14 protein-coding genes are annotated in these 14,819 nt (G+C 41.1%); all 14 read right to left on the bottom strand.

The features are described from left to right. Positions 1–47: 47 nt before the first annotated feature. The 14 genes from SNE25_RS10410 to SNE25_RS10345 all read right to left on the bottom strand — a co-directional run bounded on the left by SNE25_RS10410 (position 48) and on the right by SNE25_RS10345 (position 14,809). Entirely contained in the window at positions 48–716 is a 669-nt protein-coding gene (locus SNE25_RS10410; RefSeq protein WP_321565034.1) for an alpha-ketoglutarate-dependent dioxygenase AlkB family protein, read from the bottom strand. Positions 717–802: 86 nt separating this feature from the next. Beyond that, positions 803–2,110 carry an ammonium transporter gene (locus SNE25_RS10405; protein WP_321565033.1) on the bottom strand — a complete coding sequence of 436 codons (1,308 nt, stop codon included), beginning with the start codon at positions 2,108–2,110 and terminating at the stop codon, positions 803–805. 104 nt (positions 2,111–2,214) lie between these two features. Then, a complete protein-coding gene (locus SNE25_RS10400; protein WP_321565032.1) occupies positions 2,215–3,714 on the bottom strand; it encodes an NADH-quinone oxidoreductase subunit N in 1,500 nt (499 codons plus the stop codon). A gap of 6 nt (positions 3,715–3,720) precedes the next feature. Beyond that, positions 3,721–5,601, bottom strand: a complete 1,881-nt coding sequence (locus SNE25_RS10395) for a mucoidy inhibitor MuiA family protein (protein WP_321565031.1) — start codon at positions 5,599–5,601, stop codon at positions 3,721–3,723. Between the two features lie 129 nt (positions 5,602–5,730). After that, positions 5,731–7,335, bottom strand: a complete 1,605-nt coding sequence (locus tag SNE25_RS10390) for a complex I subunit 4 family protein (RefSeq protein ID WP_321565030.1) — start codon at positions 7,333–7,335, stop codon at positions 5,731–5,733. Positions 7,336–7,340: 5 nt separating this feature from the next. After that, positions 7,341–9,395, bottom strand: coding sequence for an NADH-quinone oxidoreductase subunit L (gene nuoL, locus SNE25_RS10385; RefSeq protein WP_321565029.1), 2,055 nt, complete (start codon positions 9,393–9,395; stop codon positions 7,341–7,343). A gap of 1 nt (position 9,396) precedes the next feature. Beyond that, positions 9,397–9,921 (bottom strand): hypothetical protein, encoded by a 525-nt coding sequence (locus SNE25_RS10380; RefSeq protein WP_321565028.1) that lies wholly within the window; start codon positions 9,919–9,921, stop codon positions 9,397–9,399. A 2-nt stretch (positions 9,922–9,923) separates the two neighbouring features. Continuing rightward, complete coding sequence (gene nuoK / locus SNE25_RS10375; RefSeq protein ID WP_321565027.1) at positions 9,924–10,229, bottom strand: NADH-quinone oxidoreductase subunit NuoK; 306 nt, start codon at positions 10,227–10,229, stop codon at positions 9,924–9,926. Next, positions 10,226–10,774, bottom strand: coding sequence for an NADH-quinone oxidoreductase subunit J family protein (locus SNE25_RS10370; protein WP_321565026.1), 549 nt, complete (start codon positions 10,772–10,774; stop codon positions 10,226–10,228). Before SNE25_RS10370 ends, nuoK begins: the two co-directional genes overlap by 4 nt. Beyond that, on the bottom strand, positions 10,771–11,358 hold the full coding sequence (locus SNE25_RS10365) for a 4Fe-4S binding protein (protein WP_321565025.1): 588 nt from the start codon (positions 11,356–11,358) through the stop codon (positions 10,771–10,773). Before SNE25_RS10365 ends, SNE25_RS10370 begins: the two co-directional genes overlap by 4 nt. 163 nt (positions 11,359–11,521) lie before the next feature. Then, positions 11,522–12,592 carry a complex I subunit 1/NuoH family protein gene (locus SNE25_RS10360; RefSeq protein ID WP_321565024.1) on the bottom strand — a complete coding sequence of 357 codons (1,071 nt, stop codon included), beginning with the start codon at positions 12,590–12,592 and terminating at the stop codon, positions 11,522–11,524. Between the two features lie 219 nt (positions 12,593–12,811). Beyond that, positions 12,812–13,651 (bottom strand): glutamate racemase, encoded by an 840-nt coding sequence (murI, locus tag SNE25_RS10355; protein WP_321565023.1) that lies wholly within the window; start codon positions 13,649–13,651, stop codon positions 12,812–12,814. A gap of 66 nt (positions 13,652–13,717) precedes the next feature. Continuing rightward, on the bottom strand, positions 13,718–14,230 hold the full coding sequence (locus SNE25_RS10350; protein ID WP_321565022.1) for an OmpH family outer membrane protein: 513 nt from the start codon (positions 14,228–14,230) through the stop codon (positions 13,718–13,720). A 48-nt stretch (positions 14,231–14,278) separates the two neighbouring features. Next, positions 14,279–14,809 (bottom strand): OmpH family outer membrane protein, encoded by a 531-nt coding sequence (locus SNE25_RS10345; protein ID WP_321565021.1) that lies wholly within the window; start codon positions 14,807–14,809, stop codon positions 14,279–14,281. Between the last annotated feature and the right edge of the window lie 10 nt (positions 14,810–14,819).

Here is a 14,819-nt window from a genome sequence, read left to right as displayed (position 1 = left end):
CCAGTAAAATCAAACAGAAAGATGCCGAGTTAGAACTTGCCGGCCAATTAATATTTGATATCCCTGAATGTAATATTAATACGAGGGCCCTGTTCCTGAGCGGTTTTGGGTACCTGATGCAACCAGTGATGCTGCGTTTGTCCCTGCATAATTAGCAGGCTGCCATTGCCAAGCGCTACAGATACTTTGGCTTTTTTTTGTTGTTTATGCTTAAACTGAAACACGCGGGTAGCACCAAATGAAGCGGAGGCGATAACCGGGTTGCCGCTTAATTCTTTTTCATCATCGCTGTGCCAACCCATGCTGTCACTGCCATCACGATAATAATTAAGGAGTGCTGAGTTAAACTGCTTGCCACACTGTGCTTCAGCCGCTTGTTTTATTTTTAACAGTAAGGGTGTAAAAGGCAAAGGGGTATTAACCACACCTGAGTAGGTGTAAGTTTTATCGCCTTCGGCATACCAGGAAGTTAAACGCGGAAAATTAACCGACTTTCCATAAATTTTCATTTTATCCTGCTTCCAGAGTATAGAGTGTTTAAGTGAATCAAACAGATCATACGCCCCATCTTCCTGATAAAAATTAGGGTATAAAAACACTTCTCCATCAAACGGCAGCAAGTTTTGCCGGGCTGGATTAAAGATGTTTAATTGATTGTCTGCGAAAATATCCATTTTTATCACTGGTGCCTGTAACTCAAATAAATAGTTTGACATAAATTATGGTTGCGGGTTTAACTAAAAAAATCCGGCTTTTTACAGCCGGACTTTCAGGTATGTTAATTGGTTTGAAATTCAATAAATTATAATTTTTCGCCGTGCTGACTGATATCCAGACCCAATACTTCATCTGCTGCCGAAACCCTCAGCGGTGATATCATATCTGTAATTTTCAACAACAACAAAGAGCCAAAAAAGGAAAATATAGATACTCCTACAAGCGCTATGGCCTGAACAAAGAACAAATGCGTTTCGCCAAAGAATAAGCCGTTACCGGTAACATTGCCCGCATTTACATGCTGATTGGCAAACACGCCGGTAAGCAGCATACCTACCATACCCCCAACACCATGACAAGGGAATACATCAAGCGTATCATCAATAGAGGTACGGGTGCGCCATTCAACTACCAGGTTGCTGATTACTGCCGATATAATACCTATGGCCAATGAATGCGGTACAGTAACAAAACCAGCTGCCGGTGTTATAGCAACCAAACCAACCACAGCACCTATACAGGTACCCATTGCCGATGGCTTGCGACCGCGCAGCATATCAAAAAATATCCAGGTAATACCACCCGCTGCTGATGCTGTTGTGCTGGTAGCCAGCGCTGTAACTGCCAGCGCGTTTGCACCAAATGCCGAACCGGCGTTGAACCCAAACCAACCGAACCATAAAAGCCCAGTACCGATCATCACATAAGTGATACGTGCGGGGGAATGGTTAGCCTCGTTACGGCGTTTTAAATATAATGCCGAAGCAAGTGCAGCCCATCCGGCCGACATATGCACTACCGTACCGCCTGCAAAATCAAGCACACCTAATTTGGCCAGTATGCCATCAGGGTGCCAGGTGCAATGCGCCAAGGGCGAAAATATAAATATCGAGAACAGGCAAAGGAATATAATATAGGAGTTAAACCTGATACGCTCTGCAAAAGCACCCGTAATCAACGCCGGGGTAATAATGGCGAATTTAAGCTGATACATGGCAAATAATAACAACGGTATGGTTGGCGCCGCTTTCCAGGTAGCATTGCCCAGCATACCCTTCATCATAAAGTAAGTCGACGGGTTACCTATAATGCCATAAAAGGTATCGCCAAAAGCCAGGCTAAACCCAAATATGCCCCACATCACAGTAATTATCACCATACACACGATACTTTGCAGCATGGTTGATATAACGTTCTTTTTGTTAACCATCCCGCCGTAAAAAAAGGCCAAACCAGGCGTCATGATCAAAACCAGCGCCGTCGACATCAGCATCCAGGCTATATCGCCAGTGTTAAAATTGGGATGGCCGGAATTTTTAAATTCTACCGACGGAAAAGCAAAAGTTAATGCAAGAATTATAAGAATTACTAAAAAGGGGAAATACCGTTTCATTGAATATATTAGAATTGCTTTAAAAACGGCCTGAAAGTATGATTTTAATCACAAAAAAACGAAGAATATTACGTTTATGTTAAAAAATTACGAAAATGGTAAAATTAGAGATACCGAAGAACAAAATCAGGGAAAATACCTAGCAAAATGAGCACAAAACTTATAACTATTGATAAAATTAGCAAATTCGCTGATTTTATACTGGTAATTTCTGGCATTTCTTTTCTTTTCAGAAATAAATTTAACGGGATCTTGATATAATAAAACAAAGAAACCACTGTAGTTAATGCACCGGTAGCCATTAAAAGCATTAACCAAATGCTATGTGTTTGCTGATAAATACCGTAAACCGCCGAAAAAACAAATAATTTGCCGGTAAATCCTGCTGTTACTGGCAAACCGGTTAATGATATTAGAACAATTACAAAACAAACCGAAGCAGCGGGGTATTTAAGACCAAGTCCACGGTAATCTTCCGCTTCTTCGGCACCGGTTTCATTGGTAAAATAGTTAGCCAATGCCAGTGCTCCGATATTGGCCAGCGCATATACTAATAAATAATAGGTTAGCGCCGAAACACCTTGTAAGGTTAAAACTACCACTGCCATGAGCGCGAAACCGGTATGACCGATACTGGAGTACGCGAGCATCCGCTTAATATTGGTTTGCATTACCGCCGCGAAATTACCTGTTATCATGGTTACAATACCGGCAATGGATAAAGCGATGCCTATGTCAAACCCCTTCCAATAACTGGTAAGTATAAAAGGCGGCAAAAAGTTAATTATTAATGCAAAGGCAGCTATTTTGGGTACAGTTGATAAATAAGCGGTTATAGGAGTACTTGCACCCTGGTAAACATCGGGCACCCAAAAATGAACCGGTACAAATGATAATTTAAATCCTATGCCTATTAAGACTAATATTACCGCGAATGATGAGCTGACAGGATTAACTTTTGAAAGCTGTATAATGCTATTCTGAAAGACCACATCCAGCGAGCCGCTAAAGCCATACAATAATGAGATGCCATACAGCATAATAGCCGACGACGCCGCACCAAATAGCACGTACTTTAATCCGGCTTCGGTACTGAAAGCATTTTCCGTACGATAGGCAACCATGAGATACGAAGCAATAGAAACCATTTCAATGGCCAGATAAATAGAAAGCAGATTTACTGCCATGACCATTAAATGCAAGCCAAATACGGATGCTATGGAAATGGAATAAAGATCGGATAATCCCTTGGGATGCCCTTTGAGTTTATTATCCCACGCAAAATACAACAGCAAGATAAATGATAGTAGATCAATGATCAGTTTAAAACATATACCGCTGCGGCTCAGCAGCAGCATATTGCTGAATATAAAGTGCTGCCCATCTGCCACCAAAGCTACCTGCTGCAAATCTTTAAACATAACCAATACCAAACCTGCACAGGATATGGTACGGCATAAGCCTGCAGAGCGCTTTCCAAATATCAGGTCGGTCACCAATACCATAATGAACAAGAGGCCCAAATTAACTTCGGGCATAAAATAGGCTATGCTGTCGAGAACATTAGATAACTGACTAGATATTTGGGGTAGCAGATCGTGCATTTATTTTTATTGAACTATTACAGATTGATTTTTAGGATATTTAACCATGTACTTTAACAGTACCTTTTTATCATCCTGCGAATTTAGCAGTAAATTCCATGAAACCTTGCCAGTTAACACGTCCAGTTTTGCACCGGATATTTCCTGCGTGTCAACCCCTATTGCCGAATTTTGTGAAACAGGTATCTGATCTTCAACAAGCAGATTCACTGGCTGATTTTTCCTGTTTTTTATATCAATAAGCCAATTACGGGTTTCTTTTTTATTAGATCCGAAGTTTTGGCGTTCGGTCAAATCCTTTTGCAGGGTACGGGTCACTACGATGTTCTTATCGGTGCCTAACGATAAATTTAGTGTATCGGCAGTAGCCTGTGTATTAATAAGCGATTTACCAATAAATGTATCTTCAAAAAACAGGTTAGCCTCTCCCGACAAAAAGTTGTATTTATTCCAATTGGTTAATTGTGCTGTTAAAAATACATCTGTGCTCAGCTTTGGCGCTACATAATACTGATAACTGGCATTCAGATCAAACTGACCAATTTCCATAGCGTATTGCTTACCATCGCTTGGTACCGAATAAGGATTGCTGATATTGAACTCTACATTGGTTTGGTTTTCTATCGGCTTAACCTCAATTGGGATAGATTGAATACTGGCTGCACCACGTATTCTAATTTTATCGTTTGCACCAATAACGGCTACTCCTGCAGCTCGCCCTTCCAATGAACTGCCATAACCGGTTACTACTACTTCACTCAGTTGGTTGGCAACAGGTTTAAGGCCTAAGTTTATTACCGGGGCATTTACTGGTCTTTCCTCTGTATCATAACCGATGTAATTATACACCAGAATTGGGTTACCTGCTGGCACCTGTATGTTGTATTTACCTTCAGCATCTGTAACCGTACCTATAGGCGTTCCTTTTACCCTAATGCTCACACCAGGTAAAACCTTACCATCATCAGTACCAAAAATAGTTCCATTAACTTTAGTAATTGAACTTGCCGCTCCAGAGTAATACATACCTAAATTAAGGTAGTTTGGTGTAACCTCAGGCTTGTTACCACTAATAGCAGGATTGCCGGTTGATAAGGTAACTTTTATATTTCTCCAATCCTCGCCACTCTGTTGTGATACATTAGCTTTATAGGTAATACTGATGGGGCTGTTTACATTTTTTGCCCGGATATCATAAGTTGGATACCAACCCGCATTGCGCACTACATAATTTAAGGTAAATGTTGATTGCAGCGAACTTTTTGAAGAAACCGTGACCAACACATTACTGGTCGCTTTGCTGTTACCTTTAGTAACATTGGCTATTTGCTGATCATATTTTTGCAGCTCTCTGTTTAAATCAGTTATCTGATCATTTATAGCTTGCTGTTTTTTTTTAATTTCTGTTAAACGTGTGGTTTGAAAATCAAGCGCTTGTTTCAGTTTTAAAATATCTAAACTGGCATTTTCACCGGTTACCACCTGGTTTTTACCCAACATATTAACCTCCTCCTGATAAACAGAAAGCAAGTTACTCTGCAGCGTTATTTTATCTCTTATTTGTTTTTGCTGCGCCTGCAGGTCAAGCAACAGCTTTTGTTTAAGTTCCTCATTTAAAAAATCAAGCTCCTGCTTTACCGAAAGTATAGTAAACTCTCCTCCAGCACTCACCTGCAGACTTTGTACATCCATCTCCGGTGAAAGATTACTGAACACCAATGTAGATGTGCCTGCATTAATATTAACCATTGCAGTTCGGGTTACCTGCGCACCAGTTAAAAACACAGTTATTTTTTGAACTTTTGTAGCAATTTTTTGATCTTCATTGGCTTTTGATACAATTGCGATAAAGAGAAAAATAGCGGCTGTTGATAATTTTTTGAACATAATACTTTCAGTTAAATACATACCATTTGTTAGTTCACTCATGCCATGCCCTAAACCGGAGGATGAGTAAATTAAAGATGCACTGGTATGCACTTTTCCATAAACGTATTTATGTTGAAACACTATTTTTTATTTAAGCTGTAAAAACTGGATGAGCATGAGTACCGAATCATTGATTTTATCAAAAACCAGCGATGGCATAATACCTAATGCCAGGGCAATTATAGCCAGCGGTGCCAGCGTAAGTTTCTCGCGCAGATTGAGGTCGGTCAAAGCGATTTTCCAAACAGCGCCCCCTTTTAGCGACTCTGTACCGAAAAACATGCGCTGCAGCGTCCATAAAAAATAGGCTGCGCTTAGCAAAATACCCACCGCACCGCAAACAGCCATCCAATAAGGTAACAAGCCATTTACCGTTGGCGATTTAAATGCGCCGGTTAGCGAAAATGCTTCGGCCACAAATGCCGAAAAGCCAGGCAATCCAAGTGACGCAAAAAACGCTATCATTACAAAGGCAGTATATTTTGGCATCAGGTTACCCAGTCCTCTGAAGTGGTTAATACCCCTGTCGTGTACCCGATTGTACAATACCCCAACCAAAAAGAACAGCATGGTTGATAAAAACCCGTGACTCACCATTTGCATTACCGCGCCGCTGACGCCCTCGGCAGTTTGTGACGCGATACCCAACAGCACAAACCCCATGTGCGACACGGAAGAATAAGCGATCATCCGTTTCAAATCGCGCTGGGCCAAGGCGTTGAACGCGCCGTATAAAATGGAAATAACCCCTAACAAACCTAACCAGAAAGCACCGGTAGTGGCAACATCCGGGAAAATACCTAAACAAATACGTATAATACCATAACCACCTATTTTGAGCAGGATACCAGCCAGTATGATAGATACCGGTGTTGGTGCTTCAACGTGCGCATCGGGCAGCCAGGTGTGCAGCGGTACCACGGGTACCTTAATAGCAAAAGCAATAAACAATACCACAAAACCAACCGTTCTGGCAGGCATGCCCAACAAGGTTTGATGCCCCGCAACGGCAAATACAGATTGCGCATTGTAGTTAGCAGGGTTCATCATTTGCACTATGTTAAACGTATGGTTACCCGTAACAGGGTCGGTAACGGAAAGATATAAACCTACCATCACCAGCAGCATAAACACCGACCCAAACAACGTATACAGGAAAAACTTGATTGCCGCGTATTCCCTTCGCGCTCCGCCCCACATACCTATCAGGAAATATAAAGGCAATAACATCAACTCATAAAACAGGTAGAACAGGAAGAAGTCCAATGCGCAGAAAACACCGATCACTGCCATATTTAACAACAAAAACAGCAGGAAGAAACCTTTAAGGTTACTCTTAATTTCCCATGACGAAAGGGCCGCGATAACCATTACCAGCGATGTCATGACCAGCAGGGTGATAGACATCCCATCAATCCCTACAAAATAGTCTATCTGCATTTTGCCCATGCTGCCCAAGTTAAGCGAAATCCAGGGGAGCTTTTGTACAAACTGGTACTGCTCTTCGTGATTAATGCCTCCATAAGCTGCCCCTGTTTTAAAATGCAGATACATCCATACACTGATACCCAGTTGTATCAATGTAGCCAGCAGCGTAAGATATTTAAAACTGCCGCGCAATGACGATGGCAGCAGCATGATGATAATGCCAAACAGTACAGGTATGAGTAAGAGTAAGGTTAATATATTCATCAGGTTCAGATCAGTATTTTTAAAATAAACAGGGCCAGCACAATCACAAGCATACTAAATAAGTAGTATTGTACTTTACCGCTTTGAAATTTACGTGCAAAATTGCCAATACTTTGTACTATTGAAGCCAAAAAATGCAAAAAGCCGTCAACAATATGTTGATCTGACCAGGAGGCAAATTTGGCCGTATAACCGCTTATACGTGTAACCAGATGTAAAAAACCATCAATAACACGGCGGTCGACCCAAAAACAGGTACTTCCAAATCTTACCAACGGCTTCACGATAACACGTTTGTAAAGAGTATCAATGTACCATTGATTGTATGACAACCGATAAAAAAACCCGGTTTGGGGGAAAGAGAAACGATTTGGCTTTACATAAATGATATAAGCAGCATAAAGCACAAACAAACTTATAATATTCACCGCTACAGGTACCACCGTATGATATATACTTTCTGATTCCATAGCCAGGGTAGATTTTAAACCATTAAATAACCAGGCATGTTCATACGAAAAAGGATGCAGCGAAAACAAAGGGAACAAACTGCAGGCTGCTAATAATATCAAAGGCAATTTATATTGCCAGTCCCCATCTGTAATGTGCAATTTAATATCGGGATTGCTTTTCAACAGCCTGAACTCGCCAAAGAAAACTTTAACAACCAGCCTGGCTACATAAAAAGCGGTAAGCCAGCTGGTAAACAAAGCCAGTAAAGGCACTGTTTTAAACCACGCGTTATGATGCCCGCTCCATTCAAATGCTTGTATCAGGATGCCATCTTTTGACAGGTAGCCCGAGGTAAGCGGCAAACCAACAAGCGCCAAACTGCCAATTATAACAGCAATAAAAGTAAGTGGCAATTTTTTGCGCAGCCCGCCCATGTTTGAAATATCCTGCGGATCGATATTAAGGTTGTTATCCTCCTTAATGTGCTGCATTTCGTGGATCACGATACCCGCTATTAAAAACAGCAAACATTTAAAAAACGCGTGTGTAGCCAGATGGAACAGCGACGAGGCATAGGCGCCCACTCCCATTGCCAATATCATAAAGCCCAACTGCGATATGGTAGAATAAGCCAGGATGCGTTTCAGATCATTTTGCGTGAGGGCGATAGTGGCAGCCATGAATGCCGTTAAGCATCCGATAACCGCCAGCACTGTTAATTCCGTTTCAGTGAACATTGGATAAACCCTACCCAATAAAAATACACCGGCCGCTACCATGGTTGCAGCGTGAATGAGTGCCGATACCGAAGTGGGCCCTTCCATAGCATCGGGAAGCCAGGTATGTAAAGGAAATTGTGCCGATTTGGCCGCAACGGCTAAAAAGACACCTCCGCAGGCTATATATTGCCAAAGCGCAGGTATTTGCCCAGTAGGGGCAATCCACAAACCATCTTTTACTACCGACTGTGTTATCAATCCCTTATCACCAAATAGCTCAGTAATATCAAACGTGTGATACTGTGCAAACAAGATAATAATTGCCGTAAGCAAACCAATATCACCAATACGGTTCATGATAAAGGCCTTTTTGTTTGCCTGCACAGCCTTATTACGGGTGAACCAAAAACCAATAAGCAAGTATGACGAAAAGCCAACCAGTTCCCAGCATGCGTAGAACAGCACCATGCTATCCACAACAACCAAAGCCAGCATACTGAAACAAAAGAAACTGAGATAGGTAAAATATCGGCTGTACCTAACATCGTGCTTCATGTAGGCTGTAGAATATATATGCACCGGTAAGGCAATAACCGACACTAATAATAACATTAATACCGAAAGGTTATTCAGCAATATACCCGCAAAAACCTCGGTTTTGCCAATGGTAAACCAGATGTGTTGCGCATGTACCGGGTGATTATTCCACACTCCGGCAAATACTTTGGCCGATAGAATACAACTCAATAATATAGCAATTGTCGACACCCAGCCCGCCGCCTTGCTTTTTACCGGCAGGCAATAGTTTATTAAAGCAGCCAGCAACGGTAAAGCAACCGCTCCAATCGTGTAGTTTAAGTTTTGTATGGAATGTAAAAAGTCTTCCAATTTATTTGGTGATAATAATTAAAATTTGGTTTTTATTATTAAGCATATTTTTATAAAGCACATTTTCAAAAATTACTTTTTGTATTTTGTCTTGAGGAATATCATATAAAAATTTAATCTTTTTATCATCGTCTTCATCCAACGGCCTGCCATCAAAAAGGTAGACTAATTTAGAATCATTTCCCTTGTTTGATTTTAGATAATTTTTATACTCATCGGAAAAAGATTTTAACTTTTTCTGATATTGAAAAATGGCAAAACCTTTGGTTGTAATTATAACTGTATTATGTCTTGCAACACCCTCAAACGTTGAGGTTGTATCTTTTTTTAAAATGTCTATATTAAGGATGTCATTAGGATCGAGCCCATCTATTTTTTTATCAGATATCTTCCCATCTATAACATAAACAGCATTTTCACCAACAGCTGATTCTAAATCAGCAACCTTTTTTAAAGTATCAATTGTCTGTGCAGACACATAATTAAAGGCGCAAACCCAGCAACATATAAGAACCAGCTTTTTCATCCTCAATCCCTGAGCTTATTAATATCATTCGGATCAATGGTTTTATACCTCCTGTAAACATTCAGTATAATGGCCAGTGCTACAGCTGTTGTGGCCGCGGCCAGTACAATGGCAAACAGTGCAAAGATTTGTCCGCTGTTGTTTGCCTTATCGTATTTTCCAAAGGCCACCAGGTTTAAAATGGCAGCATTCAATATCAGTTCAATGCCTATCAGTATTTGTATGGCGTTGCGTTTTGTTACAATCATGTACAAACCGATACAAAAGAGCGCCACGCTTACTATCAGAAAATCGGTTAGTGATATCATACCTTGCCCTCCTTGCGCGACAGGTGGGCCGCCCCAACCAATGCCATCAATAATAAAACAGATATTGCCTCAAAAGGCAGCAGATAGCGGGTCATTAAATTAACACCGATGTTATCAATCATGACAACATTCGGAGTTATCTCATTTTTAAGACTGATAGATTCTTTAACCCATTGTAGGTTATCTGCATCGGCTTTAAAAACTACATTGATCAGTACAATGAAGAATAATCCGGCTAACAGTAAGGCAGGTAATTTATTAATGCTTAAGAACCTCCCTTCCTGCTTTTGTAAAACATTCAATGTTTCTTTACCCGATAACATAAAAGCAAAAAGGATGAGTACTAATATGCCCCCTACGTATATCACTACCTGGGTTACGGCCACAAAATCGGCCAAGGCCAGCACATATAATCCAGCTAATGAAAAAAGAGTTATAAAAAATACAAATATACTTCGCACCAGGTTCTTGCTGGCAGCCGCGTATAAAGCCGAGGCAATGGCAATAAGGCTCAGGAAATAAAAGAGTATCCGGATCAAAGTCATGCTCCTCCCTCCTTCTTTTGCATGGCCGCCAGCTTAGCCGCCTGTTTTTCGGCTTGCTGTTTATCAAATAGTGCGCGTTTTTCAGCAGCGTCTTCGGGCGACATATCTGAAAACTGGTAAGTAAGATCGCTTAATTGAAACACCGTTTTATCATACTGGTTAGTCATGGTGATGCATTCCGTAGGGCACACAATGGTACACAAGCCGCAATACATACACTTGGCCATATCAATATCAAACTTAGCAGCATATAAACGCTTGGTTGTACCATCGGATGTTTGCCCAATGGCTTCCGTAGCTTTTATCGATTCAATATCAATACAATTAACCGGACATACTTTGGCACACAAATCGCATACTATGCAATCATCCATTTCCACATCCAGTTGATAACGGCCCACTTCGGGCACAGGTAGCTCTTGTTTGGGATATTGTATAGTATTGGTGCCTTCCAGTTGTTTAAAGTAATTGCTGTCGCTCACAGTAATAATCTTCCGGTCAGCGTTTGATGCAAACAGATGCTTCACGGTAAGGGTTAAACCTTTCCATGCAGTAGTGAAGCCGCTAATTACTCTTTTAAACATTGACCGTTGATTTGTTCGATTATGTTGATTTTTTGTCTGAACCACGATTTGTGGGATTCAGGGATTACCACGATTATCTATTTTATTTTTCTTGTCTTATATCTTGATACTTTTCTCTTAACTCTATCTTTTATCCTTCAGTCCTTCGTCTTGCTCTCCAAAATCACATCAGCCACAGCCGCCACGCGCCCGATATCAGCATGCATAAAAATGCCATCGGGGTTAATACTTTCCAGCAAAGGTTCATGAGCTGGTCAACCCGAAAACGGGGTAATGTCCACCTGATCCACATTTGTACGCCAACCAATGCAAGTGTCTTAAGGCTTACCCATAAAATACCCCAGGCCATGCCAGTTGTCCAGGTAGCCAAATGTACTGATCCTATATTAGGCAGTGGTGTATTCCAGGCACCTAAAAACAAAATCACCCCTATCATAGATACCAGGAACATCATGGAATATTCGGCCAAAAATACCAGCGCGAACCTGATGCCTGTAAATTCGGTATGGAAACCTGCTACCAGTTCGGATTCTGCTTCGGGTATATCAAACGGAGCCCTGTTACTTTCGGCCAGTGAGGCGATGAAATAAATAACAAACGCGATGATCAGGTGCGGCGCCCGGAATATGTTCCAGCTAAAAAAACCACCTATTGATGATACATCCCAAAAACCGGCAAACTTTATTTTCTCCCCGGCTAAAACACCTTGTTGCACGGCTACCTGCTGCAAATCGAGCGTTTGAGCTATCATTACTACGGATATAATAGCAAAACCGGCGGGTATCTCATACGAAATGATCTGTGCTGCGGAGCGCATTGCGCCTAAAATAGAATATTTATTATTAGATCCCCAGCCCGCCATCAGGATGCCGAGGGTTTCTACAGATATGATAGCAAAAATATAGTATATACCCAGGTTTATTTTTGAGGGGATAAGGCCCGGCGCCCAGGGCAGGGCGGCAAAGCCCATATAAACGGCAATAAAAATTACCGCCGGAGCCAGCATAAACAGCCATTTATCAGCAGCTGCCGGTATGATCAGCTCTTTCTGGATCATCTTCAATATATCGGCCAGGGTTTGTAGCGAACCAAACTTACCCGTTTCGGTAGGGCCAAGCCTGTCTTGAATAAATGCTGAAATTTTACGCTCGGCATAAACACCAAACAGCGCAAAAAAGGCCGAAAAACTAAACAACCCAACAGCTACAACAAAATATATAATATAAGAATTCAAGGGCCCGTTTGCTTTAACTGCAAACTTACTAAATGTTACAATATTTTTGGGGCGGTAAGTTATATTAAGTTGGTGGGAATTGTGGGTAAATATTTGTCTGAACCCAGATTTATGGGATTAAAGGATTTCCATGATTTAAATTTTCAGTCAGAAGATAAAAACTCTATAAATCCGAAAATCTGTTTAATCATGGTTCAGACAAAATTGGGATGCTACCTCTCAGCACTTCACCAGGTCATTGGCCGATATGAAGGTTGATTTTACAGGTGCAGAAAAAAACATGGAGGCGTGATGATCAAAATCGGCTGTATCATCAGTTGTGGTGTAAAACTCGCTGGTACCGTTTTTGCTCAGTTTTGTTTCCATTTCTGGATGTCGCTGCAGGTAATCGACAAGACTTTTGGCCACAATGTCGCCTTGCGCCACAACCTTAACATGTGCAGGGAGGTTAGCTTCTATTTTTTCCTGTATCAGAGGATAATGCGTACATGCAAGTAATATGGTATCAATATTGGGTGATTGCTCCATAACCTGATCCAGGTATAATTTCACAAAATAATCGGCGCCAGGTTGATTATATTCTCCGTTTTCAATAAGTGGTACCCATAACGGGCAGGCTTGCTGATAAACTTTTATATCAGGAAAAAAATGCTGTATTTCCATCAGATATGAACCTGACTGTACGGTACCTTTTGTACCCAGAACCCCTATTTCCTTTGTTTTTGTATAATCGCCTATAACCTCGGCTGTGGAACGTATTACACCCAGTACTCTTTTTGCCGGGTCGGTTATTTTCAGGTCTTGCTGCTGAATGGTGCGCAGGGCTTTCGCCGACGCGGTATTACAGGCGAGTATAACCAATGGGCAACCCTGCTCAAAAAGCCATTGAACACACTCCCAGGTGTACTGATGAATAGTATTGAACGAGCGGTTACCGTAAGGCGCGCGTGCGTTATCGCCTATGTATATATAATCATAATCCGGAAGCTGTTCTATAATTGATTTGAAAACAGTGAGACCGCCGAAACCCGAGTCAAAAATACCGATAGGTTGATGCATATACACAAAAATAAAAAAAGCGCCCGGTATAATACAGGGCGCTTTTTATAAATGACTAATAATTGATTATTTTAATCCTAATTTAAGTTTTACGGCTGCCATCAAGTCGTCAGCATCCGGAGATACCAGCAAACTAACTTGTGATGAATCTAATACATAAGCATAGCCTTTTTCTTTAGCAACGGCATTTACAGCAGCCGTAGCTTTATCAATAAGTGGTTTGCCTAATTCTTGTCTTTTGGCGTCAACCTGTTGCTGTGCGTTGTTTTGATAATCCTGCATACGTTTTTGTATATCCTGCAATTCCTGACCTTTTGAAGTACGGATAGCATCGGTCATGGTAGCACTGCTTTTTTGAAACTCCTGACCTTTTGTAGTATACTCATTATTCATGGTAGTAAGCTGATCAATAAAAGTTTTTTGATAAGCCTGCATCTGAGCGGTTACTGTCTTAGTTTCCGGCATCATATCAATCAACTGATTGAAATTAATGTGGCCAATTTTGGTCTGCGCATTGGCAAAGTTGCCCGCAAATAAAATACCCACTGCAACTAAGGCAACTTTAAATAGTTTTTTCATTTTTCTTGTCCTGTGTTTAATAATAGTCTGTTTTATTTAATCGAAAATTTATTTAGCAAATACTCCGGGTTTTAACCCTAAACGTGTTATAACATCTGCGCTTTTATCATAGCGTGGATTAGCATACAGCATCATTACTTCGCTGTTTTTATCAAATATCATGTCCAGGTTATCGCCTTCGGCAACTGCTTGTACTGCTTTAGACACACGATCCTGGATTGGTTTAATCAAAGAATTACTCTTTTGTGAAAGTTCGCCATCGGGCCCGAATTTCTGACGCTGAAAATCCTTGGCGGCCTTTTCTTTATCAACAATTTCGGCCTCACGGCGCTTTTTCATATCAGCCGTCATTAAAACCTGGTCGGCCTGGTATGCTTTGTACAGCCGGTCAATCTCCTGGAATTTACCGTCTACTTCCTTTTGCCACTGATCAGATAATGCTGCCAGCTGCTTTTGTGATGAAGCATATTCGGGCATATGTTTTAATATATATTCCGAATCAACGTAAGCAAAACGTTGCGCGTAAGCTCCTGTAATTGCTGTTAACGTTAAAAACGCTATTAAAATTATCTTCTTCATATACCGCAGT

This window comes from Mucilaginibacter sabulilitoris (assembly GCF_034262375.1).
Classification (GTDB): Bacteria; Bacteroidota; Bacteroidia; order Sphingobacteriales; family Sphingobacteriaceae; genus Mucilaginibacter; species Mucilaginibacter sabulilitoris.
The sequence above is the reverse complement of the archived record's forward strand: the minus strand, read 5'-3'. Positions and strand labels throughout refer to the sequence as shown.

Bases quoted from the DNA above. Each gene is read 5' to 3' on its own strand.
- SNE25_RS10370 (WP_321565026.1), bottom strand. From the start codon at position 10,774: ATGACTTTGATCCGGATACTCTTTTATTTCCTGAGCCTTATTGCCATT.
- SNE25_RS10400 (WP_321565032.1), bottom strand. From the start codon at position 3,714: ATGCACGATCTGCTACCCCAAATATCTAGTCAGTTATCTAATGTTCTC.
- SNE25_RS10365 (WP_321565025.1), bottom strand. From the start codon at position 11,358: ATGTTTAAAAGAGTAATTAGCGGCTTCACTACTGCATGGAAAGGTTTA.
- SNE25_RS10410 (WP_321565034.1), bottom strand. From the start codon at position 716: ATGTCAAACTATTTATTTGAGTTACAGGCACCAGTGATAAAAATGGAT.
- SNE25_RS10395 (WP_321565031.1), bottom strand. From the start codon at position 5,601: ATGTTCAAAAAATTATCAACAGCCGCTATTTTTCTCTTTATCGCAATT.
- SNE25_RS10405 (WP_321565033.1), bottom strand. From the start codon at position 2,110: ATGAAACGGTATTTCCCCTTTTTAGTAATTCTTATAATTCTTGCATTA.
- SNE25_RS10380 (WP_321565028.1), bottom strand. From the start codon at position 9,921: ATGAAAAAGCTGGTTCTTATATGTTGCTGGGTTTGCGCCTTTAATTAT.
- SNE25_RS10390 (WP_321565030.1), bottom strand. From the start codon at position 7,335: ATGAATATATTAACCTTACTCTTACTCATACCTGTACTGTTTGGCATT.
- SNE25_RS10345 (WP_321565021.1), bottom strand. From the start codon at position 14,809: ATGAAGAAGATAATTTTAATAGCGTTTTTAACGTTAACAGCAATTACA.
- SNE25_RS10350 (WP_321565022.1), bottom strand. From the start codon at position 14,230: ATGAAAAAACTATTTAAAGTTGCCTTAGTTGCAGTGGGTATTTTATTT.
- nuoK (WP_321565027.1), bottom strand. From the start codon at position 10,229: ATGATATCACTAACCGATTTTCTGATAGTAAGCGTGGCGCTCTTTTGT.
- murI (WP_321565023.1), bottom strand. From the start codon at position 13,651: ATGCATCAACCTATCGGTATTTTTGACTCGGGTTTCGGCGGTCTCACT.